This window comes from Neorhizobium sp. T7_12, from assembly GCF_002968535.1.
Lineage (GTDB): Bacteria > Pseudomonadota > Alphaproteobacteria > Rhizobiales > Rhizobiaceae > Neorhizobium > Neorhizobium tomejilense.
Window position 1 is genome coordinate 26,277 of the sequence record NZ_PVBK01000014.1, and the last position, 23,676, is coordinate 49,952.

General features: G+C 60.4%; 22 protein-coding genes. 13 read left to right on the forward strand and 9 right to left on the reverse strand.

Annotated features, from left to right (window positions below; genetic code table 11):
• Window positions 1–23 precede the first annotated feature (23 nt).
• Complete coding sequence (locus C5J26_RS23860; RefSeq protein ID WP_105404055.1) at window positions 24–806, reverse strand: DeoR/GlpR family DNA-binding transcription regulator; 783 nt, start codon at window positions 804–806, stop codon at window positions 24–26.
• Between the two features lie 105 nt (window positions 807–911).
• Window positions 912–1,790, reverse strand: a complete 879-nt coding sequence (locus C5J26_RS23865) for an aldo/keto reductase family oxidoreductase (protein ID WP_105404056.1) — start codon at window positions 1,788–1,790, stop codon at window positions 912–914.
• Window positions 1,791–1,885: 95 nt separating this feature from the next.
• Between C5J26_RS23865 and C5J26_RS23870 the strand changes: the two genes are divergently transcribed.
• The 3 genes from C5J26_RS23870 (at window position 1,886) to C5J26_RS23880 (ending at window position 5,889) form a co-directional block, all read left to right on the forward strand.
• Window positions 1,886–2,791: a LysR family transcriptional regulator gene (locus tag C5J26_RS23870; RefSeq protein ID WP_105404057.1), complete on the forward strand. Its 906-nt coding sequence runs from the start codon at window positions 1,886–1,888 to the stop codon at window positions 2,789–2,791.
• A 134-nt stretch (window positions 2,792–2,925) separates the two neighbouring features.
• Complete coding sequence (locus C5J26_RS23875; protein WP_105404058.1) at window positions 2,926–3,501, forward strand: cysteine hydrolase family protein; 576 nt, start codon at window positions 2,926–2,928, stop codon at window positions 3,499–3,501.
• A gap of 264 nt (window positions 3,502–3,765) precedes the next feature.
• Window positions 3,766–5,889 carry an EAL domain-containing protein gene (locus C5J26_RS23880; protein WP_105404059.1) on the forward strand — a complete coding sequence of 708 codons (2,124 nt, stop codon included), beginning with the start codon at window positions 3,766–3,768 and terminating at the stop codon, window positions 5,887–5,889.
• 27 nt (window positions 5,890–5,916) lie between these two features.
• Here C5J26_RS23880 and C5J26_RS23885 read toward each other — a convergent pair whose 3' ends face one another.
• The 6 genes from C5J26_RS23885 to C5J26_RS23910 all read right to left on the reverse strand — a co-directional run bounded on the left by C5J26_RS23885 (window position 5,917) and on the right by C5J26_RS23910 (window position 14,397).
• On the reverse strand, window positions 5,917–7,539 hold the full coding sequence (locus tag C5J26_RS23885; protein ID WP_105404060.1) for a PAS domain-containing sensor histidine kinase: 1,623 nt from the start codon (window positions 7,537–7,539) through the stop codon (window positions 5,917–5,919).
• Window positions 7,540–7,733: 194 nt separating this feature from the next.
• Window positions 7,734–8,354: a hypothetical protein gene (locus tag C5J26_RS23890; protein ID WP_245441260.1), complete on the reverse strand. Its 621-nt coding sequence runs from the start codon at window positions 8,352–8,354 to the stop codon at window positions 7,734–7,736.
• A 426-nt stretch (window positions 8,355–8,780) separates the two neighbouring features.
• Entirely contained in the window at window positions 8,781–9,218 is a 438-nt protein-coding gene (locus C5J26_RS23895) for a hypothetical protein (protein ID WP_105404061.1), read from the reverse strand.
• 206 nt (window positions 9,219–9,424) lie between these two features.
• A complete protein-coding gene (locus tag C5J26_RS23900) occupies window positions 9,425–10,993 on the reverse strand; it encodes a SpoVR family protein (protein WP_105404062.1) in 1,569 nt (522 codons plus the stop codon).
• Complete coding sequence (locus tag C5J26_RS23905) at window positions 10,990–12,267, reverse strand: YeaH/YhbH family protein (RefSeq protein ID WP_046630642.1); 1,278 nt, start codon at window positions 12,265–12,267, stop codon at window positions 10,990–10,992. The genes C5J26_RS23900 and C5J26_RS23905 overlap by 4 nt, the downstream gene beginning before the upstream one ends.
• Before the next feature lie 186 nt (window positions 12,268–12,453).
• On the reverse strand, window positions 12,454–14,397 hold the full coding sequence (locus tag C5J26_RS23910; protein ID WP_105404063.1) for a PrkA family serine protein kinase: 1,944 nt from the start codon (window positions 14,395–14,397) through the stop codon (window positions 12,454–12,456).
• Between the two features lie 308 nt (window positions 14,398–14,705).
• Between C5J26_RS23910 and C5J26_RS23915 the strand changes: the two genes are divergently transcribed.
• Window positions 14,706–15,272, forward strand: a complete 567-nt coding sequence (locus tag C5J26_RS23915) for a DNA-3-methyladenine glycosylase (protein ID WP_105404127.1) — start codon at window positions 14,706–14,708, stop codon at window positions 15,270–15,272.
• Window positions 15,273–15,478: 206 nt separating this feature from the next.
• Here the strand turns inward: C5J26_RS23915 and C5J26_RS32860 are convergent, their stop codons facing one another.
• Window positions 15,479–15,637 (reverse strand): hypothetical protein, encoded by a 159-nt coding sequence (locus C5J26_RS32860; protein ID WP_172746051.1) that lies wholly within the window; start codon window positions 15,635–15,637, stop codon window positions 15,479–15,481.
• Between the two features lie 95 nt (window positions 15,638–15,732).
• Between C5J26_RS32860 and C5J26_RS23920 the strand changes: the two genes are divergently transcribed.
• Genes C5J26_RS23920 through cheD form a run of 9 tightly spaced genes read left to right on the forward strand, consistent with a single transcriptional unit; the run spans window position 15,733 to window position 23,657 of the window.
• Entirely contained in the window at window positions 15,733–17,340 is a 1,608-nt protein-coding gene (locus tag C5J26_RS23920; RefSeq protein ID WP_105404128.1) for a globin-coupled sensor protein, read from the forward strand.
• Window positions 17,340–17,633 (forward strand): STAS domain-containing protein, encoded by a 294-nt coding sequence (locus C5J26_RS23925; RefSeq protein ID WP_037087115.1) that lies wholly within the window; start codon window positions 17,340–17,342, stop codon window positions 17,631–17,633. Before C5J26_RS23920 ends, C5J26_RS23925 begins: the two co-directional genes overlap by 1 nt.
• Before the next feature lie 2 nt (window positions 17,634–17,635).
• Entirely contained in the window at window positions 17,636–18,001 is a 366-nt protein-coding gene (gene cheY1 / locus C5J26_RS23930; protein WP_037087114.1) for a chemotaxis response regulator CheY1, read from the forward strand.
• A gap of 16 nt (window positions 18,002–18,017) precedes the next feature.
• The gene (locus tag C5J26_RS23935) at window positions 18,018–20,297 is read left to right on the forward strand and encodes a chemotaxis protein CheA (protein ID WP_105404064.1); all 2,280 of its coding nucleotides are present in this window, start codon (window positions 18,018–18,020) and stop codon (window positions 20,295–20,297) included.
• Window positions 20,298–20,303: 6 nt separating this feature from the next.
• The gene (locus C5J26_RS23940) at window positions 20,304–20,771 is read left to right on the forward strand and encodes a chemotaxis protein CheW (protein ID WP_105404065.1); all 468 of its coding nucleotides are present in this window, start codon (window positions 20,304–20,306) and stop codon (window positions 20,769–20,771) included.
• The gene (cheR, locus tag C5J26_RS23945) at window positions 20,768–21,676 is read left to right on the forward strand and encodes a protein-glutamate O-methyltransferase CheR (RefSeq protein ID WP_105404066.1); all 909 of its coding nucleotides are present in this window, start codon (window positions 20,768–20,770) and stop codon (window positions 21,674–21,676) included. The genes C5J26_RS23940 and cheR overlap by 4 nt, the downstream gene beginning before the upstream one ends.
• Window positions 21,673–22,713, forward strand: a complete 1,041-nt coding sequence (gene cheB, locus C5J26_RS23950) for a protein-glutamate O-methylesterase CheB (RefSeq protein ID WP_046630655.1) — start codon at window positions 21,673–21,675, stop codon at window positions 22,711–22,713. The genes cheR and cheB overlap by 4 nt, the downstream gene beginning before the upstream one ends.
• Window positions 22,714–23,103: a response regulator gene (locus C5J26_RS23955; RefSeq protein WP_007759259.1), complete on the forward strand. Its 390-nt coding sequence runs from the start codon at window positions 22,714–22,716 to the stop codon at window positions 23,101–23,103. It abuts the gene before it with no gap.
• Window positions 23,100–23,657: a chemoreceptor glutamine deamidase CheD gene (gene cheD, locus C5J26_RS23960; RefSeq protein WP_046603224.1), complete on the forward strand. Its 558-nt coding sequence runs from the start codon at window positions 23,100–23,102 to the stop codon at window positions 23,655–23,657. Before C5J26_RS23955 ends, cheD begins: the two co-directional genes overlap by 4 nt.
• The last annotated feature ends 19 nt before the right edge of the window (window positions 23,658–23,676 follow it).

Below are 23,676 nucleotides of genomic sequence, written 5' to 3' on the forward strand. Positions count from 1 at the left end.
GAATGTCAAACGAAACTGAAGGGCTAATGAACTTCAGCGTTCGTCTCAGAAGTCTCCACCAGCGCAACGCCGTTCTGCAGACAGATTTCCCGGATCGAAGGAGACGCGCAGCGGTCGGTGATAAAGGTCTGGACCTGGGAGATTTGGCCGATACGCACGGGAGCGGTGCGCTCGAATTTTGTCGAGTCGGCGACTAGGATCACGTGCCTGGCATTGGCGATGATCGCCTGGGCAACTTTCACTTCGCGAAAGTCATAATCGAGAAGAGCCCCATCCGGGTCGATCGCCGAAACGCCGATGATCGCGTAGTCGACCTTGAACTGGCGGATGAAATCGACCGCGGCTTCACCCACGATGCCACCGTCCGATTGACGAACGACGCCACCGGCAATGACCACCTCGATTTCATCGAGAAGTCGTAACCGATTGGCAACGTTTATATTATTGGTAATCACCATGAGTTCCCGGTGATTGACCAGCGCCTCGCTGACTGCTTCGGTGGTGGTGCCGATGTTGATGAGAAGCGAGGCGTTGTCCGGAATGAGGTTGGCGGCGGCGACGCCGATCGCCTGTTTTTCCGCAGCGGCGATCTGCCGGCGTGCGTCATACCGGACATTCTCGTTGCTGCGGGGAAGAGTGGCGCCGCCATGGATCCGCGTGAGAATTTGCTTGTCGCACAGATCATTCAGATCCTTGCGGATCGTTTGCGAGGTTACCGAGAACGTCGTCGCCAGGTCGTCGACGAGCACTCGCCCCGCCGACTTCGCAAGTTCGACGATCTTCGTCTGGCGGTCCGTGATGAACACCTCACCCCTCCGTTCGCTTTTCTTTCACTTTTAGCGAAAGCGCGCGTAAAGGCAAATGCCGTGCGTCGATTTTTCGACGCACGGTGGGGACCGAGCTGGGAGTGCTCAGGCGGAGCGGATGTCGGCGACACCCTCCAGCTCGGCCATCACGGCGTCCGACAGCTGCAGTTCCGCTGCGGCGAGGTTTTCACGCAGGTGGCCGACGGACGAGGTTCCCGGAATGAGGAGAACGTTCGGTGCGCGACGCAGCAGCCAGGCAAGTGCGACCTGCATCGGCGTGGCGTCCAGGCGCTGGGCGACGTCCGAGAGGACCGACGATTGCAGCGGGCTGAAGCCGCCGAGCGGGAAGAACGGCACATAGGCGATGCCATCACGGGCAAGATCGTCGATCATGGCATCGTCTTGCCGATGAGCGAGATTGTACTGGTTCTGTACGCAGATGATCTTGGCGATGCCCTGACCTTCGGCAACCTGTGCCGGCGTGACGTTGCTGAGCCCGATGTGGCGGACCAGGCCCTTGCGCTGCAGCTCCGCCAGAACCGTCAGGGGTTCTTCGATCGAGCCTTCGGCCGGGCCGTGAACATCGAACATGATACGCAAATTGACGACGTCCATGGTGTCGAGACCAAGATTGCGCAGGTTGTCGTGGACGGCCTGTGTCAGCTGCTCGGCGGAGAACGCCGGGTTCCATGAACCGTCGGTCCCGCGCATGGCGCCGATCTTGGTCACGATCATCAGGTCGTCGGGGTACGGATGAAGCGCTTCTCGGATGATCTGGTTGGTTACGTGCGGACCGTAAAAGTCGCTGGTGTCGATGTGATTGACGCCAGCCTCGACCGCCTCGCGCAGGACTGCGATTGCCGCATCGCGGTCCTTCGGCGGGCCGAACACACCCTTGCCCGCAAGCTGCATGGCGCCGTAGCCGAGCCGTCTCACGTTGCGGTCGCCGAGAATAAATGTACCCGCTTGGTCTATGTTCGACATGGGATATCTCCTTTTCAAGATGACGTGGATATAGAACTTGAGAGACCGCACGAAAATTGGGTACAGTCGGCACAGGCTGTGCGGAATTTCGAACAATGAAGATCGATCTGAGTGATCTGAATGCCTTTGTGGCAGTGGCGCGCGCCGGCGGGTTCCGCGAGGGTGCGCGGACCACAGGCGGCAGCGCATCAGGATTGAGCGAGGCGGTACGGCGTGTCGAGGCGCAACTCGGGGTCAGGCTTCTCAATCGGACGACACGCAGCGTGGTGCCGACGGAAGCAGGCGCCGGTCTGCTGGCTCGGTTGACCCCAGCGCTCGCGGAGGTGGACGCGGCACTCGACGTGGTCAACAGGTTTCGCGACAAACCTGCGGGCGTTCTCCGTCTCAATGTACCGGTCAGCGCCGCGCGGTTGGTGCTCCCGGCGATCGTCCCGCGGTTCCTCGCGACCTATCCCGACATCCGGCTCGAAATCGTCGCCGATGACAGCTTCGTCGACGTGCTGGCTGCGGGATGCGACGCCGGCATCCGTTATGACGAGCGGCTGGAGCAGGACATGATCGCGGTGCCGATCGGTCCGCGCTTGCAGCGCTTCGCGGCCGCGGCATCCCCCGCATACCTCGATCGCCATGGCCGTCCCGATCATCCGCGCGACCTGCTTGGCCACGCCTGCATTCGCGGGCGTTTCACAAGCGGGGCGATGATGCTCTGGGAATTCGAGCGGGATGGCGAGGTGGTGCGGATCGATCCGACAGGGCCGCTGATCGTGCAGGTAGGTGCGGCAACCGATCTTGCCGTCGAAGCAGCGATTGCCGGCACCGGCATCATGTTGCTGTTCGAGGACTGGTTGCGGCCCCATCTCGACAGTGGCTCTCTCGAACCTGTGCTCGAGCCCTGGTGGCCGCAATTTTCCGGCCCGTTTCTCTATTACCCCGGCCGACGGCTCGTACCGGCGCCGCTGCGGGCCTTCATCGATTTCGTCAAGGCGTCCAACCCGTCGTGAGAGCGTGACGCCGCCCTCGTGTTCGATCGAGGGGCGTCCTCATATCGGGTTCCGTTAGTTGCATCCGGCCTTCTGCCGGTCCCGGCTGGAACCACGTTCCCGATGGGGCGTTCAGGAGCAGCGCGGAGCATGACATGGCTGGCAACTGGATTCATCTTTGCATCGACATGCAGCGGATCTTCGCTGAAGATACTCCTTGGCACGTCCCCTGGATGCGCCAGGTATCGCCATCGATCGAGGAGATTTCCGGCCGCCACCCGGAGAAGACGATCTTTACGAGGTTCGTCACGCCGTCGCGGCCCGAAGCGATGGAGGGGATGTGGCGGGTGTACTACGAAAAGTGGCGGGTGATGACGCGCGAGCATCTCGATCCAGGCCTCGTCGATCTGATCCCTTCCTTGAAAGCGCTTGTCCCTCCTGCACGCATATTCGACAAGATGACCTATTCTCCCTGGGTCAGCGGAAGGCTGCATGGAATGCTCTTGAAGGAGGGTATCGAAACCGTGGTCCTGACCGGCGGTGAGACCGACGTTTGCGTCCTGTCCACAGCGCTTGGCGCCATCGATCTCGGATACCATGTGATCGTGCTGAAGGACGCCGTCTGCAGCGGAGCGGATGACACACATGACGCGTCGCTCGAACTTCTGGGAGACCGCTTCTCGGTTCAGCTCCACCTCGCAACTACCGAAGAATTCCTGCGAAGACTCTAGAAAGCCCGCCCGCTCGGCGGAAGCACCAGCCTGCCCGATTTCCGAGCTAAAAGCCCGGTTTAACGCCACGAAATAATGCACTCCGCGCGGCCCTGCTCCATTTTGCTGCTCTGGGTTTGGAGGTCCCTGCCGACATATTAACGAGTCGTTGACTACGTGCTTTAGCGATTTTTAATATTCGCATATGCTAGTGGATGCGAGCAGCGCAATGCGGACATGACGTCTTCTGCAGCCTTGGGCAAAACAATAACGCAGGGATCCGCCATGCTCGCACGCCGACCGAAGGAAAGCCGTGAAGGCTACTCCGTTTTCATCGCCACCTCGCTGCTCCTTCTTGTTGCCATGATCCTGGGTGGGATAGGTGCTCACGTGGTCGATCGCATGCGCAGTTCCGCCAACGCGCTGGACGACAACAGAGCCATTCTGGCGGCAGAGGCGGCGGTCTCCTCGTTCAAGGAAAAACTTGCCGCGACCGTGCGGGACAATGCCGTCTGGGATGACGCCTACAAGGCGATAACCCAAGGGGATCGCGAGGGTTGGGTCTATGAGAATTGGGGCAAGACCAGCGAGGACTACGCGCTCTATGACGGGATAGTGCTGACCGCGCCAGCAGGCGGCAAGAGCATCGCCTATCTCAAGGCCGATATAATAGACCCGACCGAATATCTCGGCTCCAAGTTTACGGGGCAGACGGAAGCTGCCGCTCGGCCTGGCATCGACCCCATCGTCAATTTTTTTAGAAACGGCGATGATATCATTGCGGTGGCTTCGGAAGCGGTCCAGCCGTTCGGGTCGCAGGTACAGGATCAAACCTTCTATGTTCTCAGCTTCTTCAAGACCCTGACGTCTGAAGTCGTGGCCCAGATGGCCAAGGAACATCAGCTCCCGGAGCTCCACATAACCGACCGTCCGGCGGGCGATCTTCTGAATTCGCCGCTCATGGATGTGGATGGAATTGAAGTCGCGCGTTTGGCTTGGCCAAGTGCCGCTCCGGGAAACACGATTTTTGACGAGGCGCGCCCTTTTATCGCCGCGGCGGTCGCAATCCTCGGCGTTTATCTGGTTGGTGTCCTGTTTGCAGGCCTGTCAGAAACACGGCGGTTGAAGAGCTTGGCGGATCGCGCTCAGCACGAAGCCACGCATGACAGCCTCAGCGGTCTCTTGAATAGGCTCGGCCTGATCGAAGGACTGGACCGGTTGATGCAGGCCGACAAGAGCCAGGTGCTGGTCTTGCACCTTATCGATCTCGACGGTTTCAAGGCAGTCAACGATGCCTGGGGGCATGCGATTGGAGATCAGCTGATCAGGCTGGTGGCGGAAGCCCTGCGCGACATCCACGGAGACGTATTCGGTGTCGCCCGGTTGGGCGGTGATGAATTCGCTCTGGTTCAGCGCGGCTCCGCGAACCTCGCCGAATTTGACAATCAAGTTCTCGAACGTCTCAAAAGGCCGTTTCTCATCGAAGGCCGCACGATCGAAATTGGCGCAAGCATCGGCGTCGGCTGCCGTGACGACGCAGGGAATGCGCACGAACTTCTTCGCCGGGCGGATATGGCCCTTTATGAAGCGAAGGAAATGGGCAGGGGATGCGCCGTCACCTATCATCCGGATCTTGACCGCCAGCGCGAGAAGATCGCGGGCTTGGAAAGCGACCTTCGGCGCGCCCTCCAGAACGACGAGATCCAGCCGGTTTTCCAGCCGCTGGCTTCGGCGGCCTCGGGCGAGATCACGGGCGTGGAGGCGCTGGCAAGGTGGAGACGCGCCGAAGGAGCAATCGGCCCGGACGCGTTCATACCTCTGGCGGAGAAATGCGGATTGATCGATATCCTCGGCCTCCAGATGCTTCGGAAGTCCATCGTGGCATCCCGGGCATGGTCTCCGCTCTCCCTGTCGGTCAATGTTTCTCCGATCCAGCTATGCAACCCCAATTTTGCCGGGGATGTGCTCGCTGTCTTGAAAGAGGAAGGTTTTGATCCATCGCGACTGACGCTGGAGATCACCGAAGCGGTGCTGATGTCCAATCCTGAACAGGCACGACGCTCCATCACCGCCCTGAAATTGGCAGGCATCCGTTTTGCTCTCGATGATTTTGGCGCCGGTTATGCCAGTATCGGCACGCTTCGTGAGTTCGGCTTCGACCGGATGAAGATCGACCGGTCTCTCGTTCAAGCCATAGATGACGGCAGCACCGGCCGGAACGTCCTGACGGCCACGATCTCCTTGGCCCAGGCCCTCGGGATTCCTGTCACGGCCGAAGGCATAGAATCCGCCGATCAAGCGGACGTCCTCCGAATTGCCGGTTGCGATCAGCTGCAAGGCTTTCTGGTGGGCAGACCCATGGGACGAGACGAGCTTGCGTCCTGGTTAGCGTCATCGATCGCCGCCTGAGGTTGTTCTTCTTGTGACAGTGCCGGCCTAAGCCGAATGCTGTTGTCTGACCTCGTCGAATGGCAGCTCGACCGTGAAGGTCGTACCCTTGCCCAGAAGGCTCTGGACAGAGATCGAGCCGCCATGCAGCTCCACAATTTCCTTGACGATATTGAGACCGATCCCCGTTCCCGCGATGCCGGTGGCGCTGCGGGCGCGAAAGTAGGGCTCGAACAGCTTCGGCAGGTCGTCTGCATCCATGCCGATGCCGGAATCGCTGACGCTGACCAGAACCCGCTGGCCGTCCTTCCATCCGCTGACACGGATTCTGGAACCAGCGGGCGAATATTTCACCGCGTTTGACAACAGATTGGAAAAGACCCGCTCTATTGCGGCCCCGTCGATCATCTGCAGGCCTGGAAGCGCTTCGAGATCGTGGCTGATCGTGTGGCTCTTGCTGATCTCCGCCCGGTTTGCGATGCAATGGCGCAGAATCGCACTGAGCGAACCGGCTTCCTTGTTGATCGCAATGGTCCCTGTCTCCAGCCGCCCGGCGGCGAGGATGCTTTCCATCAGCTCGACCATGCGGGCGACGGCGCCCTTGATCTGCAGAGCCTTGCCTTCCAGGAACTGGGGAGTTGCAGCCGCCTTCGTGCGCGTGAGCCGCTGAGCCGCTCCGTCGATCACGGCCAGAGGTGTCCTGAACTCGTGCGAGATCATCCCCACGAAGCGGCGCTGCAGCGCATTGATGCCCCGTTCATGCTGGAGAAGGCGATCCAGTTCGACGTTCTTCTCCTGCACTTCCGCGGTCCTCGCCAGAACGATCTTTTCGAGTTCGTCCCGATGCTGGCGCAATCTGCGCTCGCTGGACTGAAGGGCTTTGAGGGCAAGCTGGCGGTCGTGCACGTCCTCGAGGAGGCCATACCAGCGGATGACTCTACCGTCGCCGTCGAGCCGGGGAGCAGCCCGGTTCCGATACCACCGATACCGCCCTTTCGTTGTCCCGATCCTGTAGATCATGTCGAACGGCACGCCGGTCTTCACCGCGGATTCCCATTTGGCAATCACTTCAGGCAGGTCCGCCGGGTGCAGGGTCTTCTCCCACCCGCGTCCCAGCGCTTCGCCGACCTCCCGTCCGGAGGCATTCTGCCAACCCGGACCGACTTCGATGACGTTTCCTTCTGCGTCGGCCAACCACGGTGTTTGGGGATGCAGTTCAACGAGCGAGCGATAGTGTTCCTCACTGGCCCGCAGGACCTGTTCTGCGTGACGGAGTTTGGTGATGTCGGAAATGACGACAACGACAACCGGTTTCTTTCCGCCGGGCACTGGTACGAAAGACCGCCGTTTGTGCGTGAAAAGCGTCCGGGTCGAACCATCCGGCCCGGTGAGCTCTTCCTCGAACCGCCGTTCCTCGCCGGTGGCCAGCACTCCCGCATCCACCTTCTGGATTCGATCGGCTTCGTCCGCAGGCAGGAAGTCGTGGTCCGTGTGGCCAAGCACGTCTTCGAGATTCACGCCGAACATCTCGCATGCCTTGCTGTTGAGGAACAGGAAACGCGACTCTCCATCCTTGATGATCGTAGGTCCTGGAGCGTCCTCGAACAGGTCTTCCAGAAGTTCGCGGTGAGGCGTTTGCAGATCAGGTTCGATGGCGGAGCAATGGTTCATTGGCAGGCGTCCAGTTACTCGCGTAAATTGATCGATGCCTAATGTACATTCAGAGCGTTACCGAATGCTGAAACCGGACGGTGCTGCCTTACGCGGCAAGGCGCTTCTATCAGCAGGCCGGCGAGGGCCATTTCTTCAGCGCGCTTGCCACTTTTCAAGGCATGCCCGGTGACCGTTGCGGACATGCCGGGCGACTATTCCTCGACCCAATAGGAGGTCGTATTCTCGATGACTTTCTTGATTTTGCGATTGTCTCTCCACTCTCGTCCCGTGTCACGGATAACCGGTTTCTGCTGGGGAGAGAATATGTAGTTCCTGTGCGGCGCCGCTAACCGTTCAAGCTCTGCGTTGACGCCGGAATAGAATTGTTTTTCCGGATCCCGAGAAGGGTCCATCAGGCTTGAAGCCTGCCGGGCGAACGCGCCCCGAAGAATGGAAGGGGAGGTGGTGAATTTCGGAAAAGTCTTGAACAGCGGGATTTTGACGCCCAGGAACCGCGCATATTCGTTCCTCTCGTGAAGATGGCCGTCCTTTGCGATATTCCAGTTCTGGTCGGCCGTGTGAAAGGAAACCTGCATCACGCCCGGATCTGAAAACGGGCCGAAAATTTCTTCGCCGAGGTCGGTCAGCGCGACCCAGTCATCCTCGAGGTGGAACACATAGTCGGAATGCGTGTTGGTCCACAGACGCTGGACCGCGGCGCCAAAACCCGGCTCGCTCGGTCTGAAGAAGGAGGCCGACGGCAGATAGTTGCCGACCACGCGCAGGCACTCGGCTTCGTCCTCTTCCGTGCCGAAGATCGGATCTATGTTCACGAGGACATTCGAGAAGGAAAAATGAGCAAAGCAGCGCTTTGAGAAACTTTCCAATGTCTGCTCAAGCAAGCCCGGCCTTCTGCCGGCAACGATACACAAATCCATACTAAAATTCGCCACGCGGCCTATCTCCGGAAAACCCGGAACTCCGTATAGAGATTCTTTCGTCCAGATACCATAGTGCCCGCGAGGTCACCACCGGCGTCGAGACATGCTGTCCCGCGACCGTGCATAAAGACGCTTGATCGAAGCCATCCGAAATCGCCGGCGTATGCACTCTGCCGAAGGAGGGGCTTAGCCTGGCCTCGACCTCCAGAACACGGCTCAGTTCAACGGCCGCCTCCCGCAATGGCAAGCGGCAACGCCGAGACGTCGGGCAACTGCTTCCGGCAGGAACGCCGATTGCGTTCCACAAGCCGATACGGGCTACCTTCTGAAGAAGGAAGCCAGGTATGCAAGGGTGCCACTGGATCTGCGGGTGGCTATCGAACGCACCTGATGGGCGACTGTACTTGCGCTCACATGGGCTCCGAAGTGGCAGAAGCAGACCAGTTTGTGGAGCTGTCGGTCGGACAATTCAAAAAACCGTCTGGCTTCCCCATAGGTGTCGTCGCGCATCCCCGCTGCGCGCAGGATCGGATCGCCGAAGGCGACGGCAATCGCCGTCCCGTCGCCACGCATGGCGGCCCTTATTTCATCCGGCTGATATTCGGTTTCCCGAAATGTCGAAAGGGATCGATCGGGGTTGAGCTCAAGAATCTCGGCCCACCGCTCGAGCCGCTCGCTGCTGGACATCTGGAAGTCGGGATAGCTGCGATTTATCCTGGCGATAGTCCTCAGCTGGTCGACTGCACGTTGCTCCATTACGGCCTCCTATTTGAACAAAATAGATGCCCGTCGCCCAATCTGTAATTTGATCCAGACCGCTTTTGATGTCCAATCACGATTGGCCACCGGCAGGAGCTCCGGCCTTTCCTTCAATCAAAATTGATAGGCGGCAGGGCAACGCCGATAGCGTGGTGCCGGGCTAGGGGCCGTCGGATGGGCAGAGACTTGCTCATGCACCGTCGTCAGGCGAAAAGGTCACCCTTCTGAAGGATTTCGCGGGGATGGGCGGAATGTTCCTTCACCACCGTCTCGCTGCTGTCGATTTCCTGCAGCATGACGTCGTAGCCCCACAGATCCGCCAGATGCTGCAGAACCTGCCGGGTTTCGCTGTCTTCGAGAACCCAGTCGTTCGGCGCCCGGTGTTGCAGGAGAAGGCGACGGTCCCCGGCGAGATCGACATCGATGATGTCGATCCTCGGATCGGTCCAGCCGATATCGTATTCGCGCGCCAGCTGGCGGCGAACGCGTTTGTAGCCCCGCTCGTCGTGGATCGCCGAAACCAGTATCCCTTCGCTCATCTGCGGATCGTCGTAGAGCTGGAAAAGGCGCCACTTGCGGATCAGGTGCGGGCTCAGGAACTGGCTGATGAAGCTCTCGTCGCGGTAGTCCGCCCAGATGCCGCGCAGGACCTGCATCGGATCTCCGCGGCCGGCGATATCCGGGAACCATTCGCGGTCCTCATCGGTCGGCTTCGTCACGATCCGCTCGATATCCTGCATCATCGCAAAGCCGATGGCATAGGGGTTGAAGCCGGAGAAACGCCGGTCGTCATAGGTCGGCTGGAACACGACATTGGTGTGGGATTTCAGGAATTCGAAATAGTTCCCGTCGCTGATCTGCCCGCGGTCGTGCAGCCTTTCCATGATCTGGTAATGGACGTAGGTCGCGGTCCCTTCGTTCATCACCTTGGTCTGGCGTTGCGGGTGGAAATATTGGGCCACGTGGCGGACGATGCGGAGGATTTCCCTTTGCCACGGCTGTAGCCGGGGCGACGACTTTTCGAGGAAATAGAGCAGATTGTCCTGCGGCAGGCCGAGCGCCGCGCGCCGTCTTTCGAAATCGACGTCGGCCGCATCGCGCTTACGGCCCGTTGGCACCGTGCGCCAGAGGTCGTTGAACATCTGCTCTTCATGGGCGCGCCGTTCCAGCTGGCGTTTTTCCTCCTGGCGCAGGTCGAGCCGCGTCTTGCCCGCATAACGGTGCACGCCATGCGACATCAGCGCATGGGCGGCATCGAGGGTCCGTTCGACCGCCGTTTCGCCGTAACGTTCTTCGCAGCGGGCGATGTAGCCCTTGGCGAAATCGAGATAGTCGAGAATGCCCTCGGCATCCGTCCAGAGCTTGAAGAGATAGTTGTTCTTGAAAAAATGGTTATGGCCGAAGGCCGCATGGGCGATCACCAGGGTCTGCATCGTCGCGGTGTTCTCCTCCATCAGGTAGGAGATGCAGGGCGACGAATTGATGACGATCTCATAGGCGAGATCCCGCATGCCGCGGCGGTAGAAGGCCTCGTGATGGGCGAAATGTTTCCCGAACGACCAGTGCCGGTAAAACAGCGGCATGCCGGTCGATGAATAGGCGTCCAGCATCTGTTCGGCGGTGATCACCTCGATCTGGTTCGGGTAGACATCGAGCCCGAGTTCGCCGATCGCGATCTCCTCGCAGGCATCGTGGATGCGCTGGAGCGTCGTGAAATCCCAGTCCGCGCCATCGAAGAGCAGTCGATCCTTCTGCATAGCCGCCTGGGTCATGGCACCGCCTTCGTCTGTGTCGAACGCTTCTGGAAGAGGTCGTGGAAGACTGGAAAGATCTCGTTCTTGCGGCAGACCTTGCGCATCGCAAGAGTTGCCGAACTGGATCGGATGCTTTCATAAAGGCGCCAGAGGGGCGAATTGGAGGCGAGCGAATCCCCGCCCTCCTCGTCGACTTCGATATAGGCGAAATACTGGCAGAGCGGCAGGATCTCGTGTCTCAGCAGATGTCCGGCCGGACCTTCGTCCCGATAGGAGTTGTCGCCGTCCGAAGCCTGCGCAGCGTAGATGTTCCATTCGGTGGGATCGAAGCGTGCGGCGATGATGGAGCGCATCGCCGCAAGGGCGCTCGATACCAGCGTGCCGCCGGTCGCCTGGCCGTAGAAGAAGGTCTCCTCGTCGACCTCCTCGGCCTTCTCGGTATGGCGGATGAAGACGATTTCCACCTTCTCGTAACGCTGCGAAAGAAACAGATAGAGCAGCAGGTAGAAGCGCTTGGCCAGATCCTTCATGTGCTCCGACATCGATCCGGAGACGTCCATCAGGCAGAACATCACCGCCTTCGCAACCGGCTTCGGTTCGTTGTCGAAGCGGCGGTAGCGCACGTCGAGCGGGTCGACATAGGGAATGCGCCGGATCCTGTCGGTCAGCGACTTGAGTTCTGCCTCCAGTGCAAGGCGGGTCTCGTCATCCTCGCTTTCCTCGATCTGGCGTTGCAGCGCCTCGATCTCGGCGGGCTTGGGGCGCTTGAGAGCGATGCGCCGCATCATGGCGAGCCGCGTCGTCCGGTCTATGGAGAGATTGGAAGGGGAACCCGAGATGGAGTAGCCGGCTCGAACGGGGCTCATTTCTTCGGTTTCGCTGAGCCGCCGCTTGGCGAGTTCGGGCAGTTCGAGGTCATCCAGAAACACCGAGAGGAATTCCTCGCGCGTCAGCACGAAGCGGAAACCGTCTTCACCGTCGCCCTGGCCGGCCTCCTTGGGCCTGCCGGCACCCTGGCCGGGGGGGCGGGGAATGATATCGCCTTCGACAAAGGCCCGGTTGCCGGGGAGGACATGGTCCGTAATCCCGCCTTCGGCCCGGCGAAAGCTCGGCTCGCCCATGCCGCCGATCGGGATGCTGATTTCGCCGCCATCCAGGACATCGCGGATACTGCGGCTTTGCAGGGATCGCCTGACTGCTTGCTGCACGGCGTCCTTTGCGCGCCGCAGAAACCGCTGCCGATTTTCCAAACTTTTACCGCGCGGGTTCAGCCGCCGGTCGATGATGTGCATGTTGGCTCCTGCATGAGCATTAGGGTCTGTACTCAACTAGGTTTCGGATGCCGCACAACCCAGTATGCCACAATCCTACGGCCTGTCGTCACACACAATGATGGAGATGGAATCCACCTTTGTGTGTCTAAGGAACTGAACGGTTTTCCTGCATGCTGCGTTCCAAATCCTAATTGAGTACAGACGCTAACCTGCCTGTTTAACCCGCATGTACCACTCCACCAGACGGCGAACCTGTCTCTCGGTGTAGCCGCGCCCCGTCATGCGCGACACGAACTCGCTGTGTTTCTTTTCTGTTTCGCCGTCCTTCTTCGATCCGAAGGAGATGACCGGCAGAAGATCCTCCACCTGGGAGAACATTCTTTTCTCGATCACTTCCCGAATCTTCTCGTAGCTCGCCCAGGACGGGTTCTTGCCGCCGTTATTGGCGCGCGAGCGAAGGCAGAACTTGACGATCTCGTTGCGGAAATCCTTCGGATTGGCGATGCCCGCTGGTTTTTCGATCTTGGTCAGTTCCTGGTTCAGGAGTTCGCGATCGAGAAGCTGCCCGGTGTCGGGATCCTTGAAGTCGACGTCCTCGATCCAGGCGTCGGCATAGTCGACGTAGCGATCGAAAAGATTCTGACCGTAATCGGAATAGGATTCCAGGTAGGCCTTCTGGATCTCGTTGCCGATGAACTCCGCATACCGCGGGGCAAGGTCTGCCTTGATGAACTCGATATACCGCTTTTCGGTTTCCTCCTGAAACTGTTCGCGGCGGATAGCCTGTTCCAGCACGTACATAAGGTGGACCGGATCGGCGCCGATATCCGTCGTGTCGTGGTTGAAGGTCGAGGCGAGTACCTTGAAGGCAAAACGTGTCGATATTCCGTCCATGCCTTCATCGACGCCGGCCGCGTCCCGATATTCCTGGACGCTGCGGGCGCGCGGATCGGTTTCCTTGAGGCTTTCGCCGTCATAGGCACGCATCTTGGAGAAAAAGGTCGAGTTCTCGTGCTTGCGCAGCCGCGAGAGTACGGAAAACCGGGCCAGCATCTCAAGCGTTGCCGGCGCGCAGGAGGCGTCCGCAAGCTCCGAGCCTTCGATCAGCTTCTCATAGATATGCTGTTCTTCGGTCACCCGCAGGCAATAAGGAACCTTGATGACGCAGATGCGGTCGATGAAGGCCTCATTGTTCTTGTTGGCCTTGAAGCTCTGCCATTCCGCCTCGTTCGAATGGGCAAGGATGACGCCGGAGAAGGGAATGGCGCCGATATTCTCGGTGCCCATGTAATTGCCTTCCTGCGTCGCCGTCAGCAGCGGATGCAGCATCTTGATCGGCGCCTTGAACATCTCGACGAATTCGAGCACGCCCTGATTGGCCCGGTTGAGCCCGCCGGAATAGCTGTAGGCGTCCGAGTCGTTCTGGGAATAGTTTTCGAGCTTGCGGATGTCGACCTTGCCGACCAGCGACGAGACGTCCTGATTGTTCTCGTCGCCCGGTTCGGTCTTGGCGATGCCGATCTGGCGCAGCCGCGATGGCTGCAGCCTCACCACCCGGAAGCGGGTTATGTCGCCTCCGAATTCATCGAGCCGCTTCAGGCACCAGGGGCTCATCAGCCCGCTGAGGCGCCGGGTCGGAACGCCGTACTGCTCGAGCAGCATCGGCCCCATCGCCACCGGATCGAAGAGGTTGAGCGGGCTTTCGAAGACCGGGCTGATATCGTCGCCGGCCTTCAGGACGTAGATCGGATTGGCCTCCATCAGCAGCTTCAGCCGCTCGGCGAGCGACGACTTGCCGCCACCGACCGGACCGAGCAGGTAGAGGATCTGCTTTCGCTCCTCGAGGCCCTGCGCCGCATGCCGGAAGAAGGAAACGATCCGCTCGATCGTCTCTTCCATGCCGAAGAAACCGGAAAAAGCCGGATAGGCCCGGATGGTGCGGTTCATGAAGATCCGGCCGAGCCTGGCATCCTTGGCCGTGTCGACCATCTGCGGCTCGCCGATCGCCGCCAGCAGCCGCTCGGCGGCGTTGGCATAGGCCATCGGATCTTTCTTACAAAGCGCCAGATACTCGGCGACAGACATGTCTGTCTCGCGCCGGGCTTCGTAGTTCCTGGTGAAGGCATCGAACAAGGATTCACTCGGCATAGGCTACTCCAGTCAGGGTTGCGCTACTGCTCGACTGCCGCAAAGATTGAAAACGCTGCGGCAATCTATTGAGAATCAAGATGTTTCTAAACCTAATACGACACCCGGAGCGTTTTCATGGCAATGCACAAAAATGTGCGTCCACAAATCCGTGCTGACTTGGCAAACAGCAAGTGAGGGGCCTGTTGCATCCCCACGACAACGTCTGCGCAACGCTTCGGGCCTTCCAGGATGTCGCGTCGTCGGCGGGGAAGACAAGCCCTGCTTCGCCGTCTATGGATGCAACCGGCAGCGAGACGGGCATTTTTATGAACCAGCAGTTTTTCGATAGAGGCTCCGTGGAGGTGGCTCGTGACCTGATCGGCGTCGAACTCGATGTCTGCGGCGCGGGCGGCGTGATCGTCGAGACGGAAGCCTATGAGCCGGACGACCCGGCATCCCACAGTTTTCGCGGGCCCACGCAGAGGAACGCGGTGATGTTCGGCCCGCCCGGGCATGCCTATGTCTACCGTTCCTACGGCATTCACTGGTGCCTGAATTTCGTCTGCCGGCCCGGCAGCGCCGTGCTGATCAGGGCGCTGCAGCCGGTCAGAGGCCTTGAGGAGATGGAGAAGAGGCGCCGCCTTGCCGATCCGCTACTCCTGTGTTCCGGTCCGGGCCGACTCTGCCAGGCGCTCGACATCACCATTGAGCACAACGGCCTGCCGCTGTTCGCGCCTCCGTTCGATCTCACTTTGCCGCAAACGCCGCCATTGATCGTCACCGGGCGGCGGATCGGCATCTCCCAGGCTGTCGACCTGCCATGGCGTTTCGGTCTTTCCGGCTCGCTGCATATCAGCAGGAAGTTCTCCGGCAAGGGTGGCATGGCGCTTTGAGTTAAAAGCTTATCCGTTGCGGCCGCTCGCCGATATGGGAGACAAGGCGGGTTGGCCGACATTCAAGCGGCGATTTGAGAAAAACCGTAACCACCGCGTAGTGCCGAAGCGAATGCCCTGATAGCGGGTAATATGCGCCCGGTTGAAGCAAATCAGGCATCCTTGCACCTTCCATTAACCTTCAGGCAAGGAATTAACCATACATATTAGAAACCACGGCGAAATGGGATGACTGCGGTCTCCCACCAGGCATGAAGCCGCAAAGCCGTACCGGTCCAATCCGGTATCCGCTCATGAAAATCCAGCAAAGCCGTGGTGACCGCGTTGCCCATGCCCGACGGATATTGATCCGGTTTGGCGAGCATTCCCGTTTATCAGGCGCTGGCGACAGCAGCTCGCATGCCGCCGATCCTCTCCGAGGATTGGCTTGATTAATTTGGGGACGGCTTTGGTGCAGGAAATGCCATCGGATCAGGCGCGACGTGGCCAGGCAGGCAGCCTGGGCGAGAGACTGGCATTTGCCGGCCTCGACGGCGAACTGCGCGATCTGCTGCGCCGCTGCCGCCCGCAGCTCGACCGGCATCTGAAGACCGGCCTGCGCGACCTTTTTCACCGCTTTCAATCCTTTCCGGAAGCCGCTCGCAATTTCGAAAGCGAGCAGCAGATCGAACGGCTGCACGACCTGCAGGCCTCCCATTGGGGCGTGCTGACCGATGCCCGCTTCGATGCGCTCTACGCCGAGCGGGTGAAGGTTCTCTCCGACGCCGAGAGCCGCATGGGCCTCGATCCGCGCTGGCACGTCGCCGGTCACGCCGTGATGCTCGAACACCTGATCGCCGGCGCGATCGTCGATCTCGCTCCGAAATCGCTGCTGCCGGGCGGCCGCAAGCGTGAGCAGGAGCTGCTCGACCTCGTCGGCGCGATTACCCGCCTGGTGATGGTCGATGTCGAGATTGCCGTCTCGCTCCGCTTCAACGAACAGCGCCAGAAGCACCAGCGCGCGCTCGCCGAACAGCGCGAAGCCGATCATGCGCAGGCGATCGAAACATTCACCGACGTCATCGCAGCGCTTGCCGACCGCGATCTGACCGCCTCTCTGCCGGCCGATGTGCCGGATGTCTATCGCGAACTCGCGGATCTTCTCAACCAGGCGGTTGCCGGCATGCGCTCCTCGGTCGAGACCGCCGACGGACACGGCCAGAAGGCTGGTGCGCTCACCCAATCGCTTGCCGAAGGCGCCCGCTCGTTCGCCTCCGCTTCCGAAGAACAGTCGGCCCGCCTCAGGGAGGCGGCACGCGTGCTGCTCGACGTCACCGCCAGGGTCAAGGGAAGTGCCGCCGAGACGGCTGCCGCAGAAAAAGCCGCCGCCGAGACGCGCCGTTCGGTCGAGGCAAGCGGCGAAGTCGTCGGCCGGGCGATCAACGCCATGGCGGATATCGAATCCTCGGCCGAAAAGATCGGCGAGATCATCGGCGTCATCGACGACATCGCGTTCCAGACGAACCTGCTGGCGCTGAACGCCGGCATCGAAGCGGCCCGCGCCGGCGAGACGGGCCGCGGGTTTGCGGTTGTCGCCCAGGAAGTGCGTGCGCTTGCCCAGCGCTCCGCCGATGCGGCCCGCGAGATCAAGACGCTCGTCAACGGCACCAAGTCGCAGGTGGATGCGGGTGTCGAGATGGTTCACCGCACCCAGGAGGCGATCGGCGGCATCGTCCGCCAGGTGTCCGACATCAACGACGCGATCGCCGGCATCGCCCGCGACACCGGCGAGCAGGCCGTTGGTCTCGACCGATTGACCCTCGAGATCGGTTCGGTCAGCGAACACGTCGCCTCGAATGCAAGCCTCGCGTCCCGCGCTGGCGAAGGCGCCGACGAACTCCATACCGTCATCCTGGAACTCGGACGGACGGTCCGCGAGTTCCGGATCGAACGACAGAACCGCTATGCGGATGCGCGCCGTCCGGCGGCGCCAAGACCCCAGCCGACTCTCGTCCCGATCGCGCCGATGGCCTCCGAGCGTGCGGATGACGGCGAATACATCTTTCAGAAACGACAAGGAATAAGCTGATGGCAGCAAAGAAGGCTGGACCTGCAAGTTTGAAGCTGGCCGCGGTGCTGGACCTCAACGAGGCCTCGAACCTGCATGGCAAGCTGGTCTCCATGCGCGGCAGCGATCTCAGGATCGATGCGTCGGGCGTCGAGCGCGTCGGTGTCCAGTGCGCCCAGGTTCTGCTCGCCGGCGTCAAGGCTTGGGAAGAAGACAAGAAGTCCCTCCTCGTGGAGAAGGCTTCGGATGCATTTCAGAAGACGATGCAACTCATCGGCATCAATAACCAGAATTTGGTTGCTAAGGAGATCTAGCAATGAAGAAAAAAGTACTGACCGTGGATGACTCACGGACGATCCGGAACATGCTTCTGGTGACCCTTAATAACGCAGGTTTTGAAACAATTCAGGCGGAAGACGGCGTTGAAGGCCTCGAAGTCCTCGAGGGCTGCAATCCGGACGTCATCGTCACGGATATCAACATGCCGCGCCTCGACGGCTTCGGTTTCATCGAAGGCGTTCGCCGCAACGAAAAATTTCGCGCCGTCCCGATCCTCGTCCTGACGACGGAAAGCGATGCCGAGAAGAAGAACCGGGCCCGGCAGGCCGGCGCGACGGGCTGGATCGTCAAGCCTTTCGATCCTGCCAAACTGATTGATGCGATCGAGCGTGTAACCGCCTGAGCCAGGAATTCCCCCGATGGATATGAACGAAATCAAAGAGATCTTCTTTCAGGAATGCGAAGAGCAGCTCGCTGAACTGGAGTCGGGTCTTCTCAAGCTGAACGACGGGGATCGCGACCCCGAAACGGTGAACGCCGTTTTCCGTGCCGTTCATTCCATCAAGGGGGGCGCCGGTGCCTTCGGTCTGGACGACCTGGTCTCCTTCGCCCACGTCTTCGAGACGACGCTCGATTGCGTGCGCTCCAACAAGCTGGAGCCGACGCAGGACGTCCTGAAGGTCATGCTGAAATCGGCCGACGTTCTCGCCGACCTCGTCACCGCGTCGCGTGACGGCGGCGGCGTCGATGAGTCGAGAAGCCGCAGCCTCGTCAAGGAACTCGAGGCGCTTGCCCATGGCGAGTTGCCGTCCTCCTCCGGCCATGACGCCCCGAAACCGGCCGCAAAGGCTGCTCCCGCCGCGGCTCCTGCGGCGAAAGCGGAACTTCCCAAGCCGAGCGACGACAGCGGCTTCCAGCCGATCCCCTTCTCGTTCGACGGTTTCGGCGAGGACGATGAGCCGGTAGTCGAAGGTTCGCTCTACGAGGTGATCTTCAAGCCGCGCCGCGAACTCTATTCCAAGGGCAACGAGGCGGCGCTCCTGCTGCGCGACCTGTCCCGTCTGGGAGAGATGAGCATCAATTGCGACACGGATGCTCTGCCGACCCTCGACAAGATGGACCCGGAAGCGTCCTACTTCAGCTGGAAGATATCGATCCGGACCACCCGGAGCGAAGACGACATCCGCGCCGTTTTCGAATTCGCGGAATGGGATTGCGATCTCGAAGTGAAGTTTGCCGAAGAGGCATCTTCCAACGAGGAACTGCCGATGGTCCCGGTTCCATTCGATCTCTCGATCCTCGATGACTCTTCGTCCGGCGAAGACGAAAGGACCAGCGAACGCGGTGCTTCGGAAGAAACCGTTGCCGCGGCCCTGTCCGCTGCCGAGACCGCGAGCAACGTCTCCAGGGCCGCCCGTGTCGCCGAGAAGAAGGAGTCGGCCGCCGCCAGTGCCGCCGCCCAGAACAATGCCGCAGCCGCCGCTGCTGGCGCGGGCCAGACGATCCGCGTCGATCTCGACCGCGTCGACCGCCTCATCAACCTCGTCGGCGAACTCGTCATCAACCAGGCGATGCTCTCCCAGAGCGTCGTCGAGAACGACGCGACCGGTACTTCGGCCGTCAACATGGGCCTCGAAGAGCTGCAGCAGCTCACCCGCGAGATCCAGGACTCGGTCATGGCGATCCGCGCGCAGCCGGTGAAGCCGGTCTTCCAGCGCATGTCGCGTATCGTTCGCGAAGTAGCCGACATGGTCGGCAAGTCGATCCGCCTGGTCACCGAAGGTGAAAACACCGAAGTCGACAAGACGGTCATCGACAAGATCGCCGAACCGCTGACCCACATGATCCGCAATGCCGTCGACCACGGCATCGAGTCGCCCGAAAAGCGCGAAGCCGCCGGCAAGGACCCGGAAGGCACGATCAAGCTGACCGCGAAACATCGTTCGGGCCGCATCCTGATCGAGCTCGCCGACGACGGCGCCGGCATCAACCGCGAGCGCGTTCGCCAGAAGGCGATCGACAACGACATCATCGCGGCCGACGCCAACTTGTCGGACGACGAGATCGACAACCTGATCTTCATGGCGGGCTTCTCCACCGCCGACAAGATCTCCGACATTTCCGGCCGCGGCGTCGGCATGGACGTGGTCAAGCGGTCGATCCAGGCGCTCGGCGGCCGTATCTCGATCTCGTCGCGGCCGGGCTACGGCTCGACCTTCACCATGAGCCTGCCGCTGACGCTCGCCGTCCTGGACGGCATGGTGGTCACGGTCGCCGGCCAGACGCTGGTGGTGCCGCTCACCGCCATCGTCGAGACGCTGCAGCCCGAGGCTGCCGCCATCCATTCCTTCGGCGCCAATCAACGACTTATCTCGATCCGCAACTCGTTCTGCCCGCTGGTCGATGTGGGTCGGGTCCTCAACTACCGCGCCACCCAGGCCAATCCGGTCGAAGGTGTCGCGCTGCTGGTGGAATCGGAAGGTGGCGGACAGCGCGCACTGATGGTCGATGCCATCCAGGGCCAGCGCCAGGTCGTCATCAAGTCGCTCGAGGCGAACTACACCCACGTCCCCGGCATCGCCGCAGCTACCATTCTCGGTGATGGCCGCGTCGCACTCATCCTCGATGTCGATGCGGTGGTCGCAGCGTCGCGAGGCCAGTCCATGAAACCTGAAATGTCGTTAGCCGCCACGGGTTGAGTTCACATGTCGTATGCCGTGAAAAATCTGGTCCAGGGAAGCAAGGAGCTGATCGCTTTTCGCATCAGCGATCAGGAATTTTGCGTGAACATCATGTCTGTCCGCGAAATTCGCGGATGGACGCAGGCAACGCCGCTGCCGCATGCGCCCGCCTACGTCATGGGTGTCATCAATCTGCGCGGCGCGGTTCTGCCGATCGTCGACCTTTCAGCCCGGCTTGGCATGAAGGATGCCGAGCCGACGGCACGCCATGTGATCATCGTGGCGCAGATGAAGACCAAAGTTGTTGGTCTGCTCGTCGAAGCCGTTTCCGATATCCTTACGATTAACGACGAGAATATCCAGCCAGTACCGGAAGTCTCTTCCGATCTGGAGAGACAATACGCCCGGGGGATTCTCGCCATCGATAAGCGGATGATCTGCATGATCGAGTTGGACGCCCTCTTCCCCGACATGGAAAGCGAAGTTGCATGAAGCCCTTGGGCGCCATCGAAAGCCGACAGTCACCTGATGAAGTCCTCGCAAGCGGAGAATATCCGCTGACGCGTCGTGACCTCACCGACATCTCGGCGATGATCTACTCGGATGCCGGGATCTACCTCAACGATTCCAAGGCCTCGCTCGTCTATTCCCGCCTTTCCAAGCATATCCGGGCTTTGGGGCTGCGCGGGTTCAAGGACTATTGCGTTCTGGTGGCGTCGCCCGAAGGCGCCGCCGCCCGCCGCGAAATGCTGTCGCATCTGACAACCAACTTCACCCGTTTCTTCCGCGAGAACCATCACTTCGAGCACCTGCGCGACGAGGTTCTGCCGGGTCTGATCAACCGCGCCAAGAGCGGCGGTCGCGTGCGCATCTGGTCGGCCGCCTGTTCGGACGGGCAGGAGCCATATTCGATTGCGCTGACCGTACTGTCGCTGCTTCCCAACGCGGCTGATCTGGACTTTCGCATCTTGGCGACCGATATCGATCCGAAGATCCTGGCTGCGGCCCGCGCCGGCGTCTACGACGAGAATGCGCTTGAGACCATGACGCCCGCCATGCGCAAGCAGTGGTTCCGGGAGGTCGATGCCGGCGGACGCCGCAGGTTCCAGATCGACGAACGCGTCAAGAAGCTGATCACCTTCAACGAGCTGAACCTGATGGCGCAATGGCCCTTCAAGGGCAATTTCGATGTCATCTTCTGCCGCAACGTCGTCATCTATTTCGACGAGCCGACGCAGATGAAAATCTGGTCCCGCTTTGCCTCGCTCCTGCCTGAAGGCGGACATCTTTATATCGGCCATTCCGAGCGCGTCTCCGGCGACGCGAAAAACCTGTTCGATAATATCGGTATCACGACCTATCGTTATACCGGTAAGAGCGCAGGGAGGAAGGCATGAGCGCTCCGGCACGGGTCCTGGTCGTCGACGATTCCCCGACCATGCGTGGCCTGATTACGGCCATCCTGAATTCCGATCCGGAAGTCAACGTCGTCGGCCAGGCCGGCGATGCGCTGGAAGCGCGCGTCGCGATCAAGCAGCTCAATCCCGATGTCGTCACCCTCGATATCGAGATGCCCAATATGAACGGGCTGGAATTCCTCGAAAAGATCATGCGCCTGCGTCCGATGCCGGTCATCATGGTTTCGGCCATGACCCATCAGGGTGCCAACGCGACGCTCGCCGCTCTCGAAATCGGCGCCTTTGACTGTGTCGGCAAGCCGGCTCCCGGCGACGTTCGCCCTTTCATGGATCTTGCTGAAAAGGTGAAGGCTGCAGCCCGGTCAGGACCACGCCGGAACGGACCTGCGCCAGTCATCGCAGCCTCTCCCGCCGCGGAATATCGTGTCGGCAGGAAGGTTGTAGCTATAGGATCGTCAACCGGAGGCGTCGAAGCCCTCATCGCGGTACTGCAAAAGTTCCCGCAAAACTGCCCACCGACTGTAATTACTCAACATATGCCCTCCACGTTTACCAAAAGTTTTGCTGAACGGCTTAATCGTATCTGCGCTCCTGTGGTGCAGGAAGCCACCGATGGCGCGCGGCTGGAGATCGGCAAGATCTACCTCGCGCCTGGTGGCGAACGGCACTTGCAGGTGGTCAATCCGTCGGCGCCATGTTGCCGGCTGATCGAAAGGGAGCCGGTAAACGGTCACAGGCCCTCGGTGGACGTCCTTTTCGACTCGGTCGCCGATCTGGCGGGTCGCAATGCGGTCGGGGTTATCCTGACAGGCATGGGCCGCGACGGAGCTGCAGGTTTGCTCAGAATGCGTAGCGCGGGCGCACGCACGATCGGGCAGAACGAAAAGACGTGTGTGGTCTACGGCATGCCGAGGGTTGCCCATGAAATGGGGGCCGTCGAGCAGCAGCTGCCGCTAGGCGCCATTGGTGAAGAAGTGTTGAAGTTAACTGCCGCCCGAAAAGAAGGTACCGAATAAATGTCTATCGCTGAAAAAATCAAAGTTCTGATCGTTGATGATCAGGTCACCAGCCGCCTGCTGCTCAGCGACGCCCTGACACAGCTCGGCTTCAAACAGATCACGTCTGCCGGCGATGGCGAGCAGGGCATGAAGATCATGGCCGAGCAGCCGCACCATCTTGTCATCTCGGATTTCAACATGCCGAAAATGGACGGTATCGGTTTCCTTCAGGCCGTTCGCGCCAATCCGAACACCAAGAAGGCCGCATTCATCATCCTGACGGCGCAGGGCGACCGCGCTCTGGTTCAAAAGGCTGCATCGCTCGGCGCCAACAACGTTCTCGCCAAGCCGTTCACGATCGAAAAGATGAAGGCCGCTATCGAAGCGGTGTTTGGAGCATTGAAATGAATGACGCCGCTGCAGTCAGGCGTGTCCATATCATCCAAGGGGAATTTAAGGTCCTGAACGACCCGAATGCTGTTCTCTCGACGATCTTGGGCTCATGCGTGGCTGCTTGTCTTCGCGATCCTGTCGCCGGTATCGGCGGCATGAACCACTTCCTGCTTCCGGGATCCGGCGGCTCCATGACCTCGGGCGGCGATGCAACGCGTTATGGCGTGCATCTGATGGAGTTGCTGATCAACGGACTTTTGAAGCAGGGTGCCCGGCGAGACCGGTTGGAAGCGAAGATTTTCGGCGGCGCCAAGACGATTGCCAGCTTTTCGAATGTCGGCGAACAGAATGCCGCATTCGCGATGCAATTTCTAAAGGACGAAGGCATTCCGGTGGTCGGTTCCTCAACGGGCGGGGAACATGGGCGCAAGCTGGAGTTCTGGCCCGTGAGCGGCCGAGCTCGTCAGTATCCCCTGACCGGCGCCGAAACGCAACGGACGGTGGCTATGGAGGAGCGTCCGGTACGCACGCCGCCGAAGCCGGTCGAGAGCTCGATCGAGTTCTTTTAAAGAAGTCATTTCTCGGGGC